At 62.2% G+C, this 16,890-nt stretch carries 17 protein-coding genes (1 of these 17 running past the window's edge); 6 read left to right on the plus strand and 11 right to left on the minus strand.

What is annotated here, in order from left to right; genetic code table 11:
- Positions 1 to 7: 7 nt before the first annotated feature.
- From hisF to hisB, 7 genes are read right to left on the minus strand one after another with little or no spacing between them, the layout of a single operon-like run.
- Positions 8 to 796 (minus strand): imidazole glycerol phosphate synthase subunit HisF, encoded by a 789-nt coding sequence (gene hisF, locus AMC88_RS00225; RefSeq protein ID WP_012482116.1) that lies wholly within the window; start codon positions 794 to 796, stop codon positions 8 to 10.
- Positions 796 to 1,542, minus strand: a complete 747-nt coding sequence (gene hisA, locus AMC88_RS00230; protein WP_012482117.1) for a 1-(5-phosphoribosyl)-5-[(5-phosphoribosylamino)methylideneamino]imidazole-4-carboxamide isomerase — start codon at positions 1,540 to 1,542, stop codon at positions 796 to 798. Before hisA ends, hisF begins: the two co-directional genes overlap by 1 nt.
- 6 nt (positions 1,543 to 1,548) lie before the next feature.
- A complete protein-coding gene (locus tag AMC88_RS00235) occupies positions 1,549 to 2,106 on the minus strand; it encodes a hypothetical protein (RefSeq protein ID WP_012482118.1) in 558 nt (185 codons plus the stop codon).
- A complete protein-coding gene (locus AMC88_RS00240) occupies positions 2,103 to 2,285 on the minus strand; it encodes a hypothetical protein (RefSeq protein WP_029531851.1) in 183 nt (60 codons plus the stop codon). The genes AMC88_RS00235 and AMC88_RS00240 overlap by 4 nt, the downstream gene beginning before the upstream one ends.
- Positions 2,286 to 2,337: 52 nt before the next feature.
- Positions 2,338 to 2,988, minus strand: a complete 651-nt coding sequence (gene hisH, locus AMC88_RS00245; protein WP_012482120.1) for an imidazole glycerol phosphate synthase subunit HisH — start codon at positions 2,986 to 2,988, stop codon at positions 2,338 to 2,340.
- Between the two features lie 2 nt (positions 2,989 to 2,990).
- A complete protein-coding gene (locus AMC88_RS00250) occupies positions 2,991 to 3,473 on the minus strand; it encodes a DUF2628 domain-containing protein (RefSeq protein WP_010021233.1) in 483 nt (160 codons plus the stop codon).
- Between the two features lie 22 nt (positions 3,474 to 3,495).
- Positions 3,496 to 4,104 (minus strand): imidazoleglycerol-phosphate dehydratase HisB, encoded by a 609-nt coding sequence (gene hisB, locus AMC88_RS00255; protein WP_012482121.1) that lies wholly within the window; start codon positions 4,102 to 4,104, stop codon positions 3,496 to 3,498.
- Positions 4,105 to 4,279: 175 nt separating this feature from the next.
- On the opposite strand from hisB, the gene hslV reads away from it, so the two are divergent.
- The 5 genes from hslV to AMC88_RS00280 all read left to right on the plus strand — a co-directional run bounded on the left by hslV (position 4,280) and on the right by AMC88_RS00280 (position 11,086).
- Positions 4,280 to 4,807 (plus strand): ATP-dependent protease subunit HslV, encoded by a 528-nt coding sequence (gene hslV / locus AMC88_RS00260; RefSeq protein ID WP_012482122.1) that lies wholly within the window; start codon positions 4,280 to 4,282, stop codon positions 4,805 to 4,807.
- A 118-nt stretch (positions 4,808 to 4,925) separates the two neighbouring features.
- Positions 4,926 to 6,233 carry an ATP-dependent protease ATPase subunit HslU gene (hslU, locus tag AMC88_RS00265; RefSeq protein WP_012482123.1) on the plus strand — a complete coding sequence of 436 codons (1,308 nt, stop codon included), beginning with the start codon at positions 4,926 to 4,928 and terminating at the stop codon, positions 6,231 to 6,233.
- Between the two features lie 188 nt (positions 6,234 to 6,421).
- The gene (locus AMC88_RS00270) at positions 6,422 to 7,369 is read left to right on the plus strand and encodes a DUF1402 family protein (protein ID WP_064824622.1); all 948 of its coding nucleotides are present in this window, start codon (positions 6,422 to 6,424) and stop codon (positions 7,367 to 7,369) included.
- A gap of 48 nt (positions 7,370 to 7,417) precedes the next feature.
- Positions 7,418 to 8,830, plus strand: a complete 1,413-nt coding sequence (locus tag AMC88_RS00275; protein WP_064825782.1) for a cytochrome P450 — start codon at positions 7,418 to 7,420, stop codon at positions 8,828 to 8,830.
- A gap of 84 nt (positions 8,831 to 8,914) precedes the next feature.
- Positions 8,915 to 11,086 (plus strand): malate synthase G, encoded by a 2,172-nt coding sequence (locus tag AMC88_RS00280; protein ID WP_064824623.1) that lies wholly within the window; start codon positions 8,915 to 8,917, stop codon positions 11,084 to 11,086.
- A 76-nt stretch (positions 11,087 to 11,162) separates the two neighbouring features.
- Here the strand turns inward: AMC88_RS00280 and AMC88_RS00285 are convergent, their stop codons facing one another.
- Entirely contained in the window at positions 11,163 to 11,846 is a 684-nt protein-coding gene (locus tag AMC88_RS00285) for a L,D-transpeptidase (RefSeq protein ID WP_004673723.1), read from the minus strand.
- 179 nt (positions 11,847 to 12,025) lie between these two features.
- On the opposite strand from AMC88_RS00285, the gene AMC88_RS00290 reads away from it, so the two are divergent.
- Positions 12,026 to 12,520, plus strand: a complete 495-nt coding sequence (locus AMC88_RS00290) for an MmcB family DNA repair protein (protein WP_064824624.1) — start codon at positions 12,026 to 12,028, stop codon at positions 12,518 to 12,520.
- An 11-nt stretch (positions 12,521 to 12,531) separates the two neighbouring features.
- On the opposite strand, the gene AMC88_RS00295 is transcribed toward AMC88_RS00290, so the two are convergent.
- The 3 genes from AMC88_RS00295 to hrpB form a co-directional block, all read right to left on the minus strand.
- Positions 12,532 to 13,110, minus strand: a complete 579-nt coding sequence (locus AMC88_RS00295) for an ActR/PrrA/RegA family redox response regulator transcription factor (RefSeq protein WP_004673721.1) — start codon at positions 13,108 to 13,110, stop codon at positions 12,532 to 12,534.
- Between the two features lie 70 nt (positions 13,111 to 13,180).
- Positions 13,181 to 14,491 (minus strand): ActS/PrrB/RegB family redox-sensitive histidine kinase, encoded by a 1,311-nt coding sequence (locus AMC88_RS00300; protein ID WP_064824625.1) that lies wholly within the window; start codon positions 14,489 to 14,491, stop codon positions 13,181 to 13,183.
- Between the two features lie 27 nt (positions 14,492 to 14,518).
- A protein-coding gene (gene hrpB / locus AMC88_RS00305; protein WP_064824626.1) for an ATP-dependent helicase HrpB crosses the window boundary here: on the minus strand, positions 14,519 to 16,890 show its 3' portion. 94 nt of this gene lie beyond the right edge of the window; 2,372 of the gene's 2,466 nt are visible here — the last part of the coding sequence; its start codon lies beyond the right edge, outside the window; it ends in the stop codon at positions 14,519 to 14,521.

Genomic DNA, 16,890 nt, shown 5'->3' on the forward strand with positions numbered 1-16,890 from the left:
TCAAGCCTCAGTCGAGACGCATGTCGATGCCGCACTTCGACATATAGTGTTTCGCCTCGCTGACGGAATAGGTGCCGAAGTGGAAGATCGAGGCGGCGAGCACCGCATTGGCATGGCCGTCCTTCACTCCGGCGACGAGATCGTCGAGGTCGCCCACCCCGCCGGAGGCGATGACGGGAACGCGCACCGCGTCGGCGATCGCCCGGGTCAGTTCCAGGTCGTAGCCGACCTTGGTGCCGTCGCGGTCCATCGACGTGACCAGAAGCTCGCCCGCGCCGCGCGCCACCATCTTCTGGGCGAATTCGATGGCATCGATGCCGGTCGCGTTGCGGCCGCCATGCGTATAGATTTCCCAGGCGCTGAGATTGTCGCCGCCGACCGCCTGCGTAAGCCTGCGCTTGGCGTCGATCGAGACGACGATGCACTGGTCGCCGAACTTGTCGGCCGCCTCGGCGACGAAGTCGGGATTGCTGACCGCGGCCGAATTGATCGACACCTTGTCGGCGCCGCAGAGCAGCAGTTTCCGGATATCGGCGATGGTGCGCACCCCGCCGCCGACCGTCAGCGGCATGAAGCACTGCTCGGCCGTGCGCGACACGACATCGAAGATCGTTTCGCGATTGTCCGATGAAGCGGTGATGTCGAGGAAGCAGAGTTCGTCGGCGCCGGCCGCATCATAGGCTTTCGCCGCTTCGACGGGATCGCCGGCATCGACGAGATTGAGGAAGTTGACGCCCTTGACGACGCGGCCGTCCTTGACGTCGAGACAGGGGATGACGCGGGCCTTGAGGGTCATTACGCGGTCTCCTTGGCCCTGCTGGCCTTGATCAGCGCCAGCGCTTGCCTGGGGTCGATACGGCCGTCATAGAGCGCACGGCCCGAAATCGCGCCTTCGAGCTTCCGTGCATCCGGTTCCAGCATGCGTCTGACGTCGTCGAGCGAGGCAAGACCGCCGGAGGCGATGACGGGAATGGAGACGGCACCGGCAAGCGCAAGCGTCGAAGCCCAGTTGATGCCCGCGAGGATGCCGTCACGGTCGATATCGGTGTAGATGATCGCGCTAACGCCGGCGCCTTCGAATTTCTGGGCGAGCTCTATGACGCCGAGTTCGGACGCCTCCGCCCAGCCTTCGACCGCCACCTTGCCGCCCTTGGCGTCGATGCCGACGGCGACGTGACCGGGAAATTTCCGGCAGGCCTCGATGACCAGATCAGGATTTCTGACCGCCACCGTACCGAGAATGACGCGCCGCAGCCCGCGCGCGAGCCACGCCTCGATATGATCGAGCGTGCGGATGCCGCCGCCAAGCTGTACCGGATTTTTCGTCGCCTTCAGGATTGCCTCGACGGCGTCGCCATTGGCCGAATGTCCGGCAAAGGCGCCGTCGAGATCGACCACATGCAGCCACTCGAAACCCTGCTCTTCAAAGGATTTCGCCTGGGCGGCCGGATCGGTGTTGTAGACCGTTGCCTGCTGCATGTCGCCGAGCTTCAGGCGGACGCATTGGCCGCCCTTCAGATCGATCGCGGGGAAAAGGATCATGTCGTCTTAAGTCCGTAAAGTGGTCGATACCATCAGCGCATTCCACGCATCTACGATATCCGAGCGAAAAAAGACAGCGGCAATGGTGGCCGCGCCGAAAAGCAGAAACAGCAGCAGGGTGACGGTCAAGCCGGCTCGAACCTGGCGCCAGAAGCCGAGACGTCGCTTCATCGATTTCTCGATGTCCCGCACCTGCCGCAGCGCTTGGCTGTTGACGGCGGCGAGCCGGATCTCCGGCTCCATCGCCTCCACATAGGTTTCGGCATAACTTGCAAGGATCTGCGCGGCACGGTCGCGCAGCGTATTGCGCAGGTCGGTCGAAAGATAATTGCCGGAGACGGCGGCAAGCTCGGCCTCGTTGGGTGAACGGCCGGTATTGCGCTTGCGGTAGCTGAGCACGAAATCGCGCTTCTGCCGCTCATAGAGGGCATAGGCAAGCAGGCCGATCAGATCATCCTCGCCGTCGATATAAAATTCCAGCACGGCCTCGGCGATGTCGCCGGCGTTGATGCCGTTGGCGCGCAGCTGCGAATTCTCGTTGCCGGCAAGGAATTCATGGATCATCGGTCCATCCTTTCTGTCAGCACCCTGGCGGCCTTGGATAGCGCTTTCCGGTGAATGGCTTCATCGACACGGCGGATGATCGTTCCATCGGGAAGCCGGATGTCCGAGAAGGGCGGCAGGCCCTCCTTGGAAGGTCTCAGCCTATAGAACACCTTGCCTGATTTCCGCGAAGCGGGCATCGAGCGCACTCCTCTTCCATCGTTTCCATAAAGGAAAAATAAGGCGGCGGTATTACGGGTTCCAGCGCAGGAAATTGGCGATCAGGGCGAGGCCGAGCTTCTGGCTCTTTTCCGGGTGAAACTGAGCGCCCACCATGTTGTCGCGCCCGACGAGAGCCGTCATCGGCCCGCCATAATCGACCGTCGCAATGACGTCGCCGGCATTTTCGGCGGCGAGATGGTAGGAGTGCACGAAATAGGCGTGCAGCCCTTGCGCCCCCGTCGGAATGCCGTCGAAGAGCGGGTGTTCGCGCTTCAGATCCAGCGTGTTCCAGCCGATCTGTGGAATTTTCAGCGCGGGATCGTCAGGCGTCATCTCAATGACGTTACCGGGGATCCAGCCGAAGCCCTGCGTCACCGTCTTCTCGAGGCCGCGCGACGACATGAGCTGCATGCCGACGCAGATGCCGAGGAACGGCCGCGCCTTCTTTTCGACAGCCTCGATCAGCACCTCGGCCATGCCGGGCACGGCATCGAGGCCGCGCCGGCAATCGGCATAGGCGCCGACACCAGGAAGCACGATGCGATCGGCGCTAGCAACATCCTCGGCCTTGTCGGTGAGATCGATCTGCGCGTCGATGCCCGCCTCGCGCGCGGCCCGCTCAAAAGCCTTGGTGGCCGAACGCAGATTGCCGGAACCATAGTCGATAATTGCGACGCGCATCGTCAGCGTCCTCCATCAAAACCAAAAAGACCAAGCGATGTCGCTTGGCCATGCGGGCCGTTCGGTCGGGTCTTGTTCTCCCAGTCCGGCACGGCGGCGTCAGTATCGGGCTGGACCGCTTTGTCGGAGAAATAGACGTCTTCGGCAATGCCGATCGTGTCGGCCGCAATGAGCGCCTCTTCGTTCCAGCCCTTGCCGGCGAGGGCGCGAATACGGATGTTCTGGCCCTCGAGACCGACCAGCAGATTCACGCCAAGCGTGATTGCCGCTCCCGCCGGCCAGAGACCCGGTTCGTCCATCAGCGCACCGCCGATTGCCTGCATCAGGAAGGCCACCGCCGCGTATAGCCACAGCCGATGGACCAGCAGCCAGACCCATGGAAACAGCAAACCGAGCCATGTGAAGCCGTCGCGGATCACCCGCGTCTCGTCAAGGCGAGTGCCTGCGCTGCCGGGCGGCGTCAGGAAAATATAGCTGGATGTCATTGTCGCCGCTCCCTTGAGAGGCTCAGACGAGCGTGCCCTTCGTCGAGGGAACACGGCCCGCCTGTCTCGGATCGATCTCTGTCGCCGTGCGCAATGCGCGGGCGACGGCCTTGAAGCATGTCTCGGCAATATGGTGGTTGTTGGCACCGTAATGGTTGAGAATATGCAAGGTGATGCCGGCATTCTGGGCGAGCGCCTGGAAGAATTCGCGGACGAGTTCGGTGTCGAAAGTGCCGATTTTCGGCGCGCTGAAGGCGACATTCCAGACGAGGAACGGCCGGCCGGACAGGTCAACCGCTGCCTTGGTCATCGTCTCGTCCATGGCAAGGTCGATCGACGCATAGCGGGTGATGCCGCGCCGGTCGCCGAGCGCCTTGGAGATCGCCTGGCCGATCGCAATGCCGGTATCCTCGACGGTATGATGGTCGTCGATATGCAGGTCGCCCTTGGCGTCGATCTCCATGTCGATAAGGGAATGCCGCGCAAGCTGGTCGAGCATATGATCGAAGAAGCCGACGCCGGTCGAAATCTTCGATTTGCCGGTGCCGTCGAGATTGACGGAAACGGAAATCGAGGTCTCGTTGGTCTTGCGGGAAACGCTGCCCGTGCGGCTTGCTGCGGTCTCGGCCATTTGGCCCTCCATCGGAATAAGGCCGTTCCTTATCAGGCGCATCGGCAAATATCCAGAAGCCGAGGAAGAGAAAAGCCGGCCCATTTGCAATCGGCTCCGGCCTGCTTACATAGGGCTCAACAAGGCCGATGTGCGGTCGAGGTGAAAGCCCGCGTGATGGGCAGACAGGTGTTTTATGACAACGATCATTACTGTTCGAAAAGGCGGCAAGGTGGTGATGGCGGGCGACGGCCAGGTGAGCCTCGGCCAGACCGTCATGAAGGGCAATGCCCGCAAGGTGCGCCGGATCGGCAAGGGCGAAGTGGTCGCCGGTTTTGCCGGCGCCACCGCCGATGCCTTCACGCTGCTCGAGAGGCTTGAAAAGAAGCTGGAACAATATCCCGGCCAGCTGATGCGCGCCGCCGTCGAGCTCGCCAAGGACTGGCGCACCGACAAATACCTGCGTAATCTCGAAGCCATGATGCTTGTTGCCGACAAGTCGACTACGCTGGCAATCACCGGCAATGGCGATGTCCTGGAACCTGAGCATGGCACAACGGCGATTGGTTCGGGCGGCAATTTTGCTTTCGCCGCCGCCCGCGCGCTGATGGACACCGACAAATCGGCCGAAGAGATCGCCCGCCGCGCCCTCGATATCGCCGCCGATATCTGCGTTTATACGAACCACAACATCGTGGTGGAATCGCTGGATGTCGAAGGCTGAACCTTATGCTTTTCGGCCGCTACGCCCGGACAAGACAAACTTCAGGGACTTGACGACACAACGACGAATTCCGGCCGGGCGCCGCTGAAGGCCCGTGCTGCCAGGAGAATGATACGCAATGACGACTTTTTCCCCCCGCGAGATCGTTTCCGAGCTCGACCGCTATATTATCGGCCAGCATGAGGCCAAGCGCGCCGTCGCGATTGCGCTGCGCAACCGCTGGCGCCGCCAGCAGCTCGACCCGAGCCTGCGCGACGAAGTCATGCCGAAGAACATCCTGATGATCGGCCCGACCGGCGTCGGCAAGACGGAGATCTCCCGCCGTCTGGCAAAACTTGCCGGCGCGCCCTTCATCAAGGTGGAGGCGACCAAATTCACCGAGGTCGGCTATGTCGGCCGCGATGTCGAGCAGATCATCCGCGACCTGGTCGAGGTCGGCATCGGCCTGGTGCGCGAAAAGAAGCGGGCCGAGGTCCAGGCCAAGGCGCATGTGAGCGCCGAGGAGCGTGTCCTCGATGCGCTGGTCGGCACCACCGCTTCGCCCGCCACCCGCGAAAACTTCCGCAAGAAGCTGAGGGACGGCGAACTCGACGACAAGGAAATCGACATCGAAGTGGCCGATACCGGTTCCGGCATGGGCGGCTTCGAGATTCCCGGCATGCCGGGTGCCAATATCGGTGTGCTCAACCTGTCGGAAATGTTCGGCAAGGCGATGGGCGGGCGCACCAAGAAGGTCCGCACCACGGTCAAGGCCTCCTATACCGACCTGATCCGCGATGAGTCCGACAAGCTGATCGACAATGAGGTGATCCAGCGCGAGGCCGTTCGTTCCACCGAGAATGACGGCATCGTCTTCCTCGACGAAATCGACAAGATCGCCGCCCGCGACGGCGGCATGGGCGCCGGTGTTTCGCGCGAAGGCGTGCAGCGCGATCTGCTGCCGCTTGTCGAAGGCACGACTGTCTCGACCAAATACGGGCCTGTGAAGACAGACCATATATTGTTCATCGCCTCCGGCGCCTTCCATGTCTCCAAGCCGTCGGATCTTCTCCCCGAGCTGCAGGGTCGCCTGCCGATCCGTGTCGAATTGCGGCCGCTGAACAAGGAGGATTTCCGCCGGATCCTGACCGAGACGGAAGCGAGCCTTATCCGCCAGTATCGCGCGCTGATGGAAACCGAAAGCCTGAGCCTCGACTTCACCGAAGACGCGATCGACGCGCTGGCCGATGTCGCAGTGCATTTGAACTCTTCCGTCGAGAATATCGGCGCACGCCGCCTGCAGACCGTGATGGAGCGGGTCCTGGACGATATTTCCTACAACGCACCGGATCGGAGCGGCACGGCCATCACCATCGATGCCGCCTATGTGCGCGAACATGTCGGCGATCTCGCGCAGAATACCGATCTCTCACGTTTCATTCTGTGATGTCGGCGCACCGCTTCGTCTCTTTAGCGGCGTGAACGCCGCTTTCTGACGAACTCCACTCTCGACAGCGGGCCTTTTACTTTCTAGTGAAGGCCCGTTTTGTTTTCCGCTCCGGCTTTATTCGGCCAAGATTCTGGTCCAGTCAGCCGCATCGCGAACAGGACGATGAACGGACGGGATAGCGGATCGTGCGACGCCTTTTGACAAGCCTTTTGATTGCCGCTGCCCTGGTAAATTCGGCGCCGGCCTTCGCAATGCAAACGGTGCCGGCGGGCAACCGCCATGCCGAGCAGCCCGATATTCCGGGCGCGTCCGTCCGCCGCACCAAGGGCACCAAGAGCAGCTTCGATCTGAAATACGAGAAGGTCCATGAGCTGCTGGCGACCGACCGCGAACTGATGGCCAAGATCCGCAAGGTCTCCGGCGCTTACGGCATCAATCCCATCCATGTCGTCGGCGCCATCGTTGGCGAGCATACCTATAATGTCGACGCCTACGACCGGCTGCAGGCCTATTACGTCAAGGCCGCTTCCTATGCCGGACAAAGCTTCCGCTTCGCCTATGACGGCGAAAGCGTCGATGATTTCGTGGCGCGGCCGCAATTTGCTCAGTGCAAGGGCAAGAGCGATTCCTACACGCTCTGGTCCTGCCGCGAGGACGTCTGGGAAAGCGATTTCCGCGGCAAGACGGTCGGCGGCGAGAGCTTCCCCAATAACCGCTTCAGCGCGGTCTTCTTCCAGCCCTTTTATGCCGGCCAGACCTTCGGCCTCGGCCAGGTCAATCCGCTGACGGCGCTGATGCTTTCCGATCTTGTGGCCCGTGTCTCCGGCTATCCGAAGCTCAACGAGAAGGATGCCGGCGCCGTCTACAAGGCGATCATGGACCCTGATATCTCGCTGGCCTTCGTCGCCGCTTCGATCCGCCGATCGATCGACGATTACAAGGAGATCGCGGGGATGGATATCTCGGGCAATCCCGGACTGACGGCGACGCTTTATAATGTCGGCAATTCGCGCCAGCGCGCCGCGGCGCTCGCTGCGAAAAACCGCTCTTCCGGTGCGACCGTTTGGCCCGAAGAGAATTATTACGGCTGGCTGATCAACGACAAGCTGGACGAACTCAAGGGCCTGCTCTAGCTTCAAGCCTGACGGGAAGCGTTGATCTTCCCCGAAAGGCTTTTTGCGATGGACATGCGTCCTGATCCCTTCGTTCCGCCGGCACCGCTGCCGCGCACCGTGCCGCCGAGCCGGCTTGATATCATCCGCATCATCCTGCGCAATCCGCTCGAACTCTGGGGCGAGCCGTCTTATACGCTGCCCTGGATCAAGACGAGCTTCTTCGGTCAGCACACGTTGATCGTCAACGATCCTGGCCTGATCAAGCATGTGCTGGTCGACAATGCCAATAATTACCGCATGTCCGATATACGCCAGCTGGTGCTGCGACCGATCTTGCGGGATGGCTTGCTGACGGCGGAAGGCCAGGTCTGGAAGCGGTCGCGAAAGGCCGTGGCGCCTGTTTTCACGCCTCGCCATGCCCAGGGTTTCGCCGGGCAGATGTTGCGCCAGTCGGAAGACTATGCCCGCAAATATGAGCGCGCGGGGGCGGCGGGGGCCATTTTCGATATCAGCATCGACATGACCGAGCTGACCTTTGCGATTCTCGCCGACACGTTATTTTCAGGCGAAATCGTCACCTCAAGCGGCAATTTTGCCGATGACGTCAATGCTCTCCTGCATCGCATGGGTCGCATCGATCCGATGGATCTGATGCGCGCTCCGTCCTGGGTTCCACGTGTGACACGCATCGGCGGTCAGAAAGTGCTGGAGAAATTCCGCGCCATCGTGCGTGACACGATGGATATGCGCCTGGCCAAGATGAAGGCTGATCGCGCTGCCGCGCCCGACGACTTCCTGACCCTGCTTCTGGAACAGGCCGGCCCCGACGGGCTGACGAAGGAAGAGATCGAAGACAATATTCTAACCTTTATCGGCGCGGGCCATGAAACCACGGCACGGGCACTGGCCTGGACGTTGTATTGCGTCTCGAACAGCCCGCATATCCGCGAGGCGATGGAAACGGAAATCGACGCGGTGCTCGCCACCCGGGCCGAACCCGTGGAATGGCTGGATTTGATGCCGCAGACGCGCGCCGCCTTCGAGGAGACCTTGCGTCTCTATCCGCCGGCGCCGTCCATCAATCGCGCCGCGATATCGGATGATTCCTGGACAAATCCCAAAGGCGAGCGAATCGAGATCGAGGCCGGGGTCACGGTGCTCATCATGCCCTGGACGCTGCATCGCCACGAATTCTATTGGGAGAAGCCGCGTGCCTACATGCCCGAGCGCTTCCTGCCCGAAAATCGCGGATCTATCGGCCGCTTCCAGTTCCTGCCTTTCGGCGCCGGTCCGCGCGTCTGCATCGGCGCAACCTTTGCGCTTCAGGAGGCGGTGATTGCCCTTGCTGTCCTGATGCATCGCTATCGCTTCGATTCCACCGATGAGACCAACCCCTGGCCGGTGCAAAAGCTGACGACGCAGCCGCAGAACGGGCTGCCGATGCGCGTGACGCCGCGCATAATTTCCCGCGCGGCATAAATCTTTCGAATTATTGCGGAATTGACTGTGAATGAAAGCCGGGCAAAGTGGCAGCATTCAAAGTCGTTGCAGGGAGAATGTCGCATGAGCCGCATTGATAAGAACGGTCTTGCCGTCGAAGCCGTCCTTCATGATTTCCTCGTCCAGGAAGTTCTGCCGGGCCTAGCGATCGATGCGGACAAGTTCTTTGCCGATTTTTCGGCGATCGTCCATGATCTCGCCCCCAGCAATCGGGCGCTGTTGAAGAAGCGCGACGAGCTGCAGCTCAAGATCGACGACTGGTATCGCCAGCACGGCGCTCCGACCGATATGGATGACTACCAGTCGTTCCTGCGCGCAATCGGCTATCTTCTGCCGGAGGGGTCGGACTTTCAGGTTTCGACCCAGAATGTCGATCCCGAGATCGCTTCGATCGCCGGTCCGCAGCTCGTCGTTCCCGTCATGAACGCGCGTTATGCCCTCAACGCCGCCAATGCCCGCTGGGGTTCGCTCTATGATGCACTCTACGGCACGGACGCCATTCCCGAGAGCGACGGCGCCGAAAAGGGCAGGGGATACAACCCGAAGCGCGGCGAGAAGGTCATCGCCTGGGTGCGCGATTTCCTCGATACATCGGTGCCGCTGCAGGACAGCCGTTGGAAGGATGTGGGAAGCTTCGCTATCAGGGATGGGGCGCTCCTCATCCGATCGACCGATGGCGAGCAGGCAACGCTGCGGGATGGCAGCCATTTTGCCGGCTATCGCGGCGATGCTGCCGCTCCGACGCATATTCTCCTGAAGAACAACGGCATCCATATCGAGATCGTCATCGATGCGGCAACGGCGATCGGCAAGACCGATCCGGCCCATATTTCCGATGTCTGGCTGGAATCGGCGATCACCACGATCATGGACTGCGAGGATTCGATTGCCGCTGTCGACGCCGAGGACAAGGTCGTCGTCTACCGCAACTGGCTCGGCCTGATGAAGGGCGATCTGCAGGAAGAGGTGGCAAAGGGCGGCGCGAGCTTCATCCGCAAGCTCAACCCGGATCTGGACTATACCGGTCCCGATGGGACCGCCTTCGAGCTGCATCGCCGCTCGCTGATGCTGGTGCGCAATGTCGGCCATCTCATGACCAATCCTGCCATTCTCGACCGCGACGGCAACGAAGTGCCGGAGGGCATCATGGATGCCGTCATCACCGGACTGATCGCGCTTTACGATATCGGCCCGGCTGGCAGAAGGAAGAATTCCCGCACCGGCTCCATGTATGTGGTCAAGCCGAAAATGCATGGGCCGGAAGAAGTCGCCTTCGCCGTTGAGGTCTTCTCGCGGGTCGAAGATGCGCTTGGGCTGGCGCGCAATACCATCAAGATGGGCATCATGGACGAGGAGCGCCGCACCACGGTCAATCTCAAGGAATGCATCCGCGCCGCCCGCGAACGTGTCGTCTTCATCAATACCGGCTTCCTCGATCGCACTGGTGATGAGATTCATACCTCGATGGAAGCCGGGCCGATGATTCGCAAGGGCGACATGCGCCAGGCCGCCTGGATATCGGCCTACGAGAACTGGAATGTAGACATCGGCCTCGAATGCGGCCTCGCCGGTCATGCCCAGATCGGCAAGGGCATGTGGGCGATGCCGGATCTGATGGCGGCGATGCTGGAGCAGAAGATTGCCCATCCCAAAGCCGGCGCCAATACCGCCTGGGTCCCGTCGCCGACGGCCGCGACCCTGCATGCCACCCATTATCACCGCGTCAATGTCGCCAAGGTTCAGCAGGGACTGAAGGACCGCGCCCGCGCCAAACTGTCCGACATTCTCTCGGTGCCGGTCGCGGTGCGGCCGAACTGGTCTCCGGAGGAAATCCAGCGCGAACTCGACAACAATGCCCAAGGCATTCTCGGCTACGTCGTGCGCTGGGTCGATCAGGGCGTCGGCTGCTCGAAAGTGCCCGATATCAACAATGTCGGCCTGATGGAGGATCGCGCCACTTTGCGCATTTCCGCCCAGCACATGGCGAACTGGCTGCATCACAAGGTGGTCAGCGAAGCTCAGATCTTCGAAACGATGAAGCGCATGGCTGCCGTCGTCGACCGGCAGAACGAGCAGGACCCGGCCTATCAGCCGATGGCCGGCAATTTCGATGGGTCGATCGCCTTCCAGGCCGCCCTCGACCTCGTGTTGAAGGGCAGAGAGCAGCCGAACGGCTATACCGAGCCGGTGCTTCACCGCCGCCGGCTCGAGCTGAAGGCGAAGCAGGCGGGTTGAGCGCCTGGCTGAGAATAAGAAAGGCCGCCGGAACGACAGTCCGGCGGCCTTTTTTATACCGAATTCGGTCTCTACCTTACTGGATGACGATGACCTTGGACGTGTCCTTGCCGGGACGGACGCGGCTGTAGAGGTCGATGACGTCCTGGTTCATCAGGCGAATGCAGCCCGAGGAAGCGGCAGTGCCGATCGAAGCCCATTCCGGCGTGCCGTGCAGGCGGAACAGCGTATCCTTGCCGTCCTCGTTGAAGAGATACATGGCGCGTGCGCCGAGCGGATTGGTGAGGCCAGGCCCCATGCCGTCTTCGACATATTTGGCAACGTCGGGGCGGCGCTCGGCCATTTCCTTCGGCGGGTGCCAGGTCGGCCATTCCTGCTTCCAGGCGACGTAGGCGGTACCGGCCCATGCAAAGCCCTGCTTGCCGACGCCGATGCCGTAACGCATCGCCTTGCCGTTGGCGAGGATGTAGTAGAGGAAGCGCTCGCGCGTGTTGACGATGATCGTGCCGGGACGCTCGGTGGTCTGGTAGCTGACGACCTGGCGGCGGAACTGCGGCTTGACCCTGTCGATCGGGATCGCCGGCAGGGAGTATCCGGCATCCTTCGTCACGCCATAGGCGTCATTGAAGATCTGGGCCGTCTGGACCGTCGGGCCAGCGCCCTTGTCGTCGACAGAGGCGCTGTCGGAGCTCGTGGAGCAGCCGGCCAGAGCGAGCGTCGTCAGCAGGCCAAATACAGGGAATGCATTGCGGAAGCGCATAGATGACTCTTGAAGTTTTGCGGCAGGGAGAATGGTCTTTCGACCATCGTTGATTATGGTTTATTTTCGATTAACTTGCGCTTTGCAAGACTGCTGCGGCGCAGTGAATTGGTCTGCCGCGCAAATTAAAAGCGCATGGTTTTTTTGCAACAACCCGCCTAGCCCCGCGATGGTTATCCATGACGATTTTGAGTGTTTACAATAACAATCCGTTAATCGATGGCCGGCAATCGGACAGGGCCATGATGGTGCGGAGGGGCACGCAGATATTGCTGCACGAAATGCGCCACGCCGTGCTGGCCGAACTGCCGCTGGCGAGCGGGCGCCGCGCCGATCTGATCACGCTTTCGGAAAAGGGCGAGGTCTGGATCATCGAGATCAAGACCTCGATCGAAGATTTCCGGGTCGATCGCAAATGGCCGGAATACAGGCTGCATTGCGACCGCCTGTTCTTTGCCACGCACCAGGACGTGCCGCTCGACATCTTTCCCGAGGAATGCGGGCTTTTCCTCTCGGATGGTTATGGCGCCCATATGATTCGCGAGGCGCCGGAACATCGTATGGCACCCGCCACGCGCAAATCCGTCACGCTCAATTTCTCGCGTGCCGCCGCGCAAAGGCTGATGATGGCCGAATGGGCGAACGGAAAACCCTTCACCGTCGACGATGTCTGAGGGATGCCGTCCTATTTCGGCGCGCGTTTGGCGAGAATGCGCTGCAGCGTCCGCCGGTGCATGTTGAGCCGGCGGGCCGTTTCCGAAACATTGCGCTCGCACATTTCATAGACCCGCTGAATGTGTTCCCAGCGCACGCGGTCGGCCGACATCGGATTTTCGGGGAGTTCGGCCTTTTCGCCCGGCCGCTGCGTCAGCGCTGAAAAGATGTCGTCGGCGTCCGCAGGCTTTGCCAGATAGTCGACCGCTCCGAGTTTTACGGCCGTCACTGCCGTTGCGATATTGCCATAGCCGGTGAGCACGATGATTCGCGTGTCGTCGCGCCGCTGGCGAATCGCCTCGATGACGTCGAGCCCATTGCCATCGCCGAGGCGCAGGTCGACCACCGCATATTTCGGCGGCCTGCCTTTCGATTTCGCGACGCCTTCGGCCACGGACTCAGCCGTTTCCACCTGAAAGCCGCGCGTCTCCATGGCTCGGGCAAGACGGCGCAGGAACGGTCCGTCGTCGTCGACGATCAGCAAGCTGGCGTCAGGCCCGATGTGGTCTTCATCCGACGCGGTGAAATTATCTTGATTCTGCTCTGTCATTGTCTCGGGTCCCGGCGCTTGAACGCCCGATCTTGGTCAACCGTCTTTCATTCTACTTATGCCGACAAAGTCATTTTGTCGAATTTGCGTCGATCAGCATCCGCGGCCATTCGATGCGGATGCGCGCACCGGGTCTTTCAGGCTCACGATTTTCGAAAACCAGAGATGCACCCGAGCGCTCGAGCAGCGTCTTGGCGATGAATAGCCCGAGTCCGAGACCACCGGCCGTGTCTTCCTTCTGCCTTTTGGTCACATAGGGCTCGCCGATCCGCGTCAGGATTTCAGGCGAATAACCGTTGCCGTCGTCCTCGATGACGATCAGCACTTTGTCGTGATCGTGCTCGACGGTGATCGTCACTTTCTCCCTGGCATAATCGACGGCATTTTCGATGAGGTTGCCGAGCCCGTACATGATTCCGGCATTGCGATCGGTGACCGGCTCGCCCTTGCGCGGGCTTTTTTCGATCAGCTCGAGCGCGATGCCGAATTCCCGGTGCGGCGCAACGATCTCCTCGATCATCGAGGAAAGTGGCAGCCGGCGCATATGCGCCTCGTCTTCGGAAGACAGCGTCGTCAGCCGCCGCAGAATGTCACGGCAGCGTTCGCTCTGGCTGCGCAGCAGCATGACGTCCTCGCGGAAACGATCGTCGTCCTTCAGTTCCCGCTCCATTTCCTTGGCAACGACGCTGATCGTCGCAAGCGGCGTGCCGAGTTCGTGGGCGGCGGCCGCCGCCAGTCCGTCGAGCTGCGAAAGGTGTTTTTCCCGCTGCAGCACCAGTTCGGTCGCGGCCAGCGCATCGGCAAGCTGGCTCGCTTCCATCGAAACGCGATAGGCGTAGAAAGCGGCAAAGGCCATCGTCGAGGCGATCGAGCACCAGACGCCGAACTGCATGACATTGTGGACGTTGATCTCGACGCCGTCGAACCAGGGCAGCGGAAAGGGCGAAAAGGCAAGCACCGTGATGCAGACCATCGCGATGCCGATCAGCGCGGTGCTGTAGCGGATCGGCTGCGAGGCAAAGGAGATGATAACAGGCACGCAGACGAGGGCAGCGAAGGGATTGGCAAGACCGCCGGTGATGAAGAGCAGCGCGCAGAGCTGCAAAAGATCGAAGCCGAGCAGCGCAAAGGCGGCCGGCGGTTCCAGCCGATGCGTCGGCGGATAGCGGATCGTCAGATAGAAATTCACCCAGGCAAGAGCGGCAATCAGCGAAGAGCTGGCGATCAGCGGCAAGGGAAATTTCAGCCAGAAGGCCACGATGAAGACCGTCACCGCCTGCCCGCCGACGGCAAGCCAGCGCAACCGCACCAGCGTCTGCAGGCGCAGCCTGCGGCTGCTATGCCGGTCCTCCATCGTATGGCTCTCTGCCTTGTCGATCATTCCGGGGGGCTCCTTGCGTCGTCGCCCTCATGTACCACGCGGCTTTGCCCGTGTCGTCGGCAATGCCTCTTCCGGCCGCTCCGGCCAGGGATGGCGTGGGTAGCGTCCGCGCATTTCGGCGCGCACGTCCTTCCACGAGCCGGCCCAGAAGCCCGGCAGGTCGCGTGTCGTCTGGATCGGCCGGTGCGCCGGCGACGTCAGTTCGAGCAGCAGCGGCAGGCGGCCTCCGGCAATCGCCGGGTGCTGCTTCAGCCCGAACAGCTCCTGCACGCGGATCGTCAGCACCGGCTCCTCACCCTCGTATTGTATCGGATGCCTTTGGCCTGTCGGCGCCTCGAAATGCGTCGGGGCAAGCCGGCTAAGATCACGCTGCAATTCGTGCGGAACCAGCGACATCAGCCCGGTGGAGAGCCCGCCCGCCGATATGTCCGAGAGGCCGCGGGCCTCGCTCTGAAACGGCGCGAACCATTCGTCCAGTCGGGAAAGCAGCGCGGCGTCGCCGACATCAGGCCAGGGATCGCCGATCGTCCTGTGGAGGAAACCGATCCGCTCGCGAAGCTGAATGGCTTCCTTCGAGAAGGCAAGCTGGTCGAGCCCGAGCTCGCGCACGCCTTCCATCAGCGCCTGGGTGACGGCTGCCCCGGAAGGGCGCGGCAGGGGCGTCTCGTCGAAGATGATCGCGCCGAGCCGGGTGGCGCGCCGCGCCCGAGTCTGCCGGCTCTGCCGATCGAAGAAAATCTGGTCGTCGGTTCTGATTTCGCCGGGCAGTTCGGCTTCGATATCGCCGCGCGTCACCTCGGCGGCCGCCAGAACACGCGCCTGCGCCGCCCGGCCGGTGAGATCGGCGATGACGAGCATCCGGCTGCCGGCCAGCCGTTCGGTCTCCGGCAGCTCCGCGCCCCGGCCGTTGGCCATCACGAATCGTCCGCGCCCGCCGCGCTGAAGCGCAATTCTGTCAGGGAAGGCATGCAGCAGCAGCTGCCCCGCCAGAGCCGGCGCCGCTGCCTCAACCCTGTCGAGGCCGCTCGCCAGCCGCCCTGCCAGCCGCCGCGAGGCCTCCGCCCTTTCGCCGCGCTCGGCCTTGAAGCGCCGCAGCCGCTCCTCGATATCGAGGCTCGTGCCGCCGAGCCCCTGTTCGGTCAGCAGCACGGCGATCGATGCCGCATCCTGGGCATGCCCCGATTCGCCCGCCGACACGACCATCGCGGCAAGCCGAGGCGGCAGGGCGAGATCGCGCATCACCTTGCCGCGCGCGGTCAGCATTCCGTCCTTGTCGAGCGCGCCGAGCTGGCCAAGCAGCATCCGCGCTTCCTTAAGCGTGGTTTCCGGCGGCTGATCGACAAAGGCGAGCGATGCCGGGTCCTGAACGCCCCAGTGCGCGAGATCGAGCACCAGTCCGGAAAGGTCGCTGGAAAGGATCTGCGGCGGCGTGAAGGCCGGCAGCGCCGCCGTCTGTCCCTGGTGCCACAGCCTGACGGCAATGCCCGGTTCCGTTCGCCCGGCACGGCCCGCTCGCTGATCTGCCGAAGCCCGCGATACGCGCACCGTCTCGAGGCGGGTGATCCCGGTCGATGCCTCGAACACCGGCAGGCGCTGCAACCCGCTGTCGATGACGATCCTCACGCCGTCGATGGTGATCGAGGTTTCGGCAATCGATGTCGCAAGCACGATCTTGCGCATACCGGCGGCTGCGGGCCGGATCGCGGCGTCCTGTTCCTTCTGGCCAAGGTTGCCGTAAAGCGGCGCGATCAGCGTTTCGGAGCCGAATCGTCCCTGCAGCCGCTCTGCGGTCCGCGTGATTTCCGCCTGGCCGGGCAGGAAAGCAAGGATCGAGCCGGTTTCGCTGGCATGCGCGTCCACAATCGCCCGCGTCACGGCATCTTCGATCCGTTCGCCGCCCGGCCGATCCTGGTAACGGATATCGATGGGAAAGCTGCGTCCCAGGCTTTCGATGACAGGTGGATAGTCCAGTAGGGCGGCCACACGTTCGATGTCGAGCGTCGCCGACATCACAAGGATGCGCAGATCCTCGCGCAAGGCGGACTGGACATCGAGCGCCAGCGCCAGCCCGAAATCGGCATCGAGCGAACGCTCGTGGAATTCGTCGAAGATCACGGTCGAGACGCCGGAGAGTTCGGGATCATCGAGGACCATCCGGGCAAAAACCCCTTCCGTCACCACCTCGATCCGCGTCGCCGCCGAAATCCTGTTGTCGAGGCGCATGCGGTAGCCGACCGTGCCGCCGACCTGTTGACCGATCAGCGACGCCATCCGGCTCGCCGCCGCCCGGGCCGCCAGCCGCCGCGGCTCCAGCAGGATGATCCTGCCGTCGCCGCGCCAGGCTTCTTCGAGCAGGTAAAGCGGCACCAACGTCGTTTTGCCGGCGCCGGGCGGTGCCG

The organism is Rhizobium phaseoli (genome assembly GCF_001664385.1).
GTDB lineage: Bacteria > Pseudomonadota > Alphaproteobacteria > Rhizobiales > Rhizobiaceae > Rhizobium > Rhizobium phaseoli.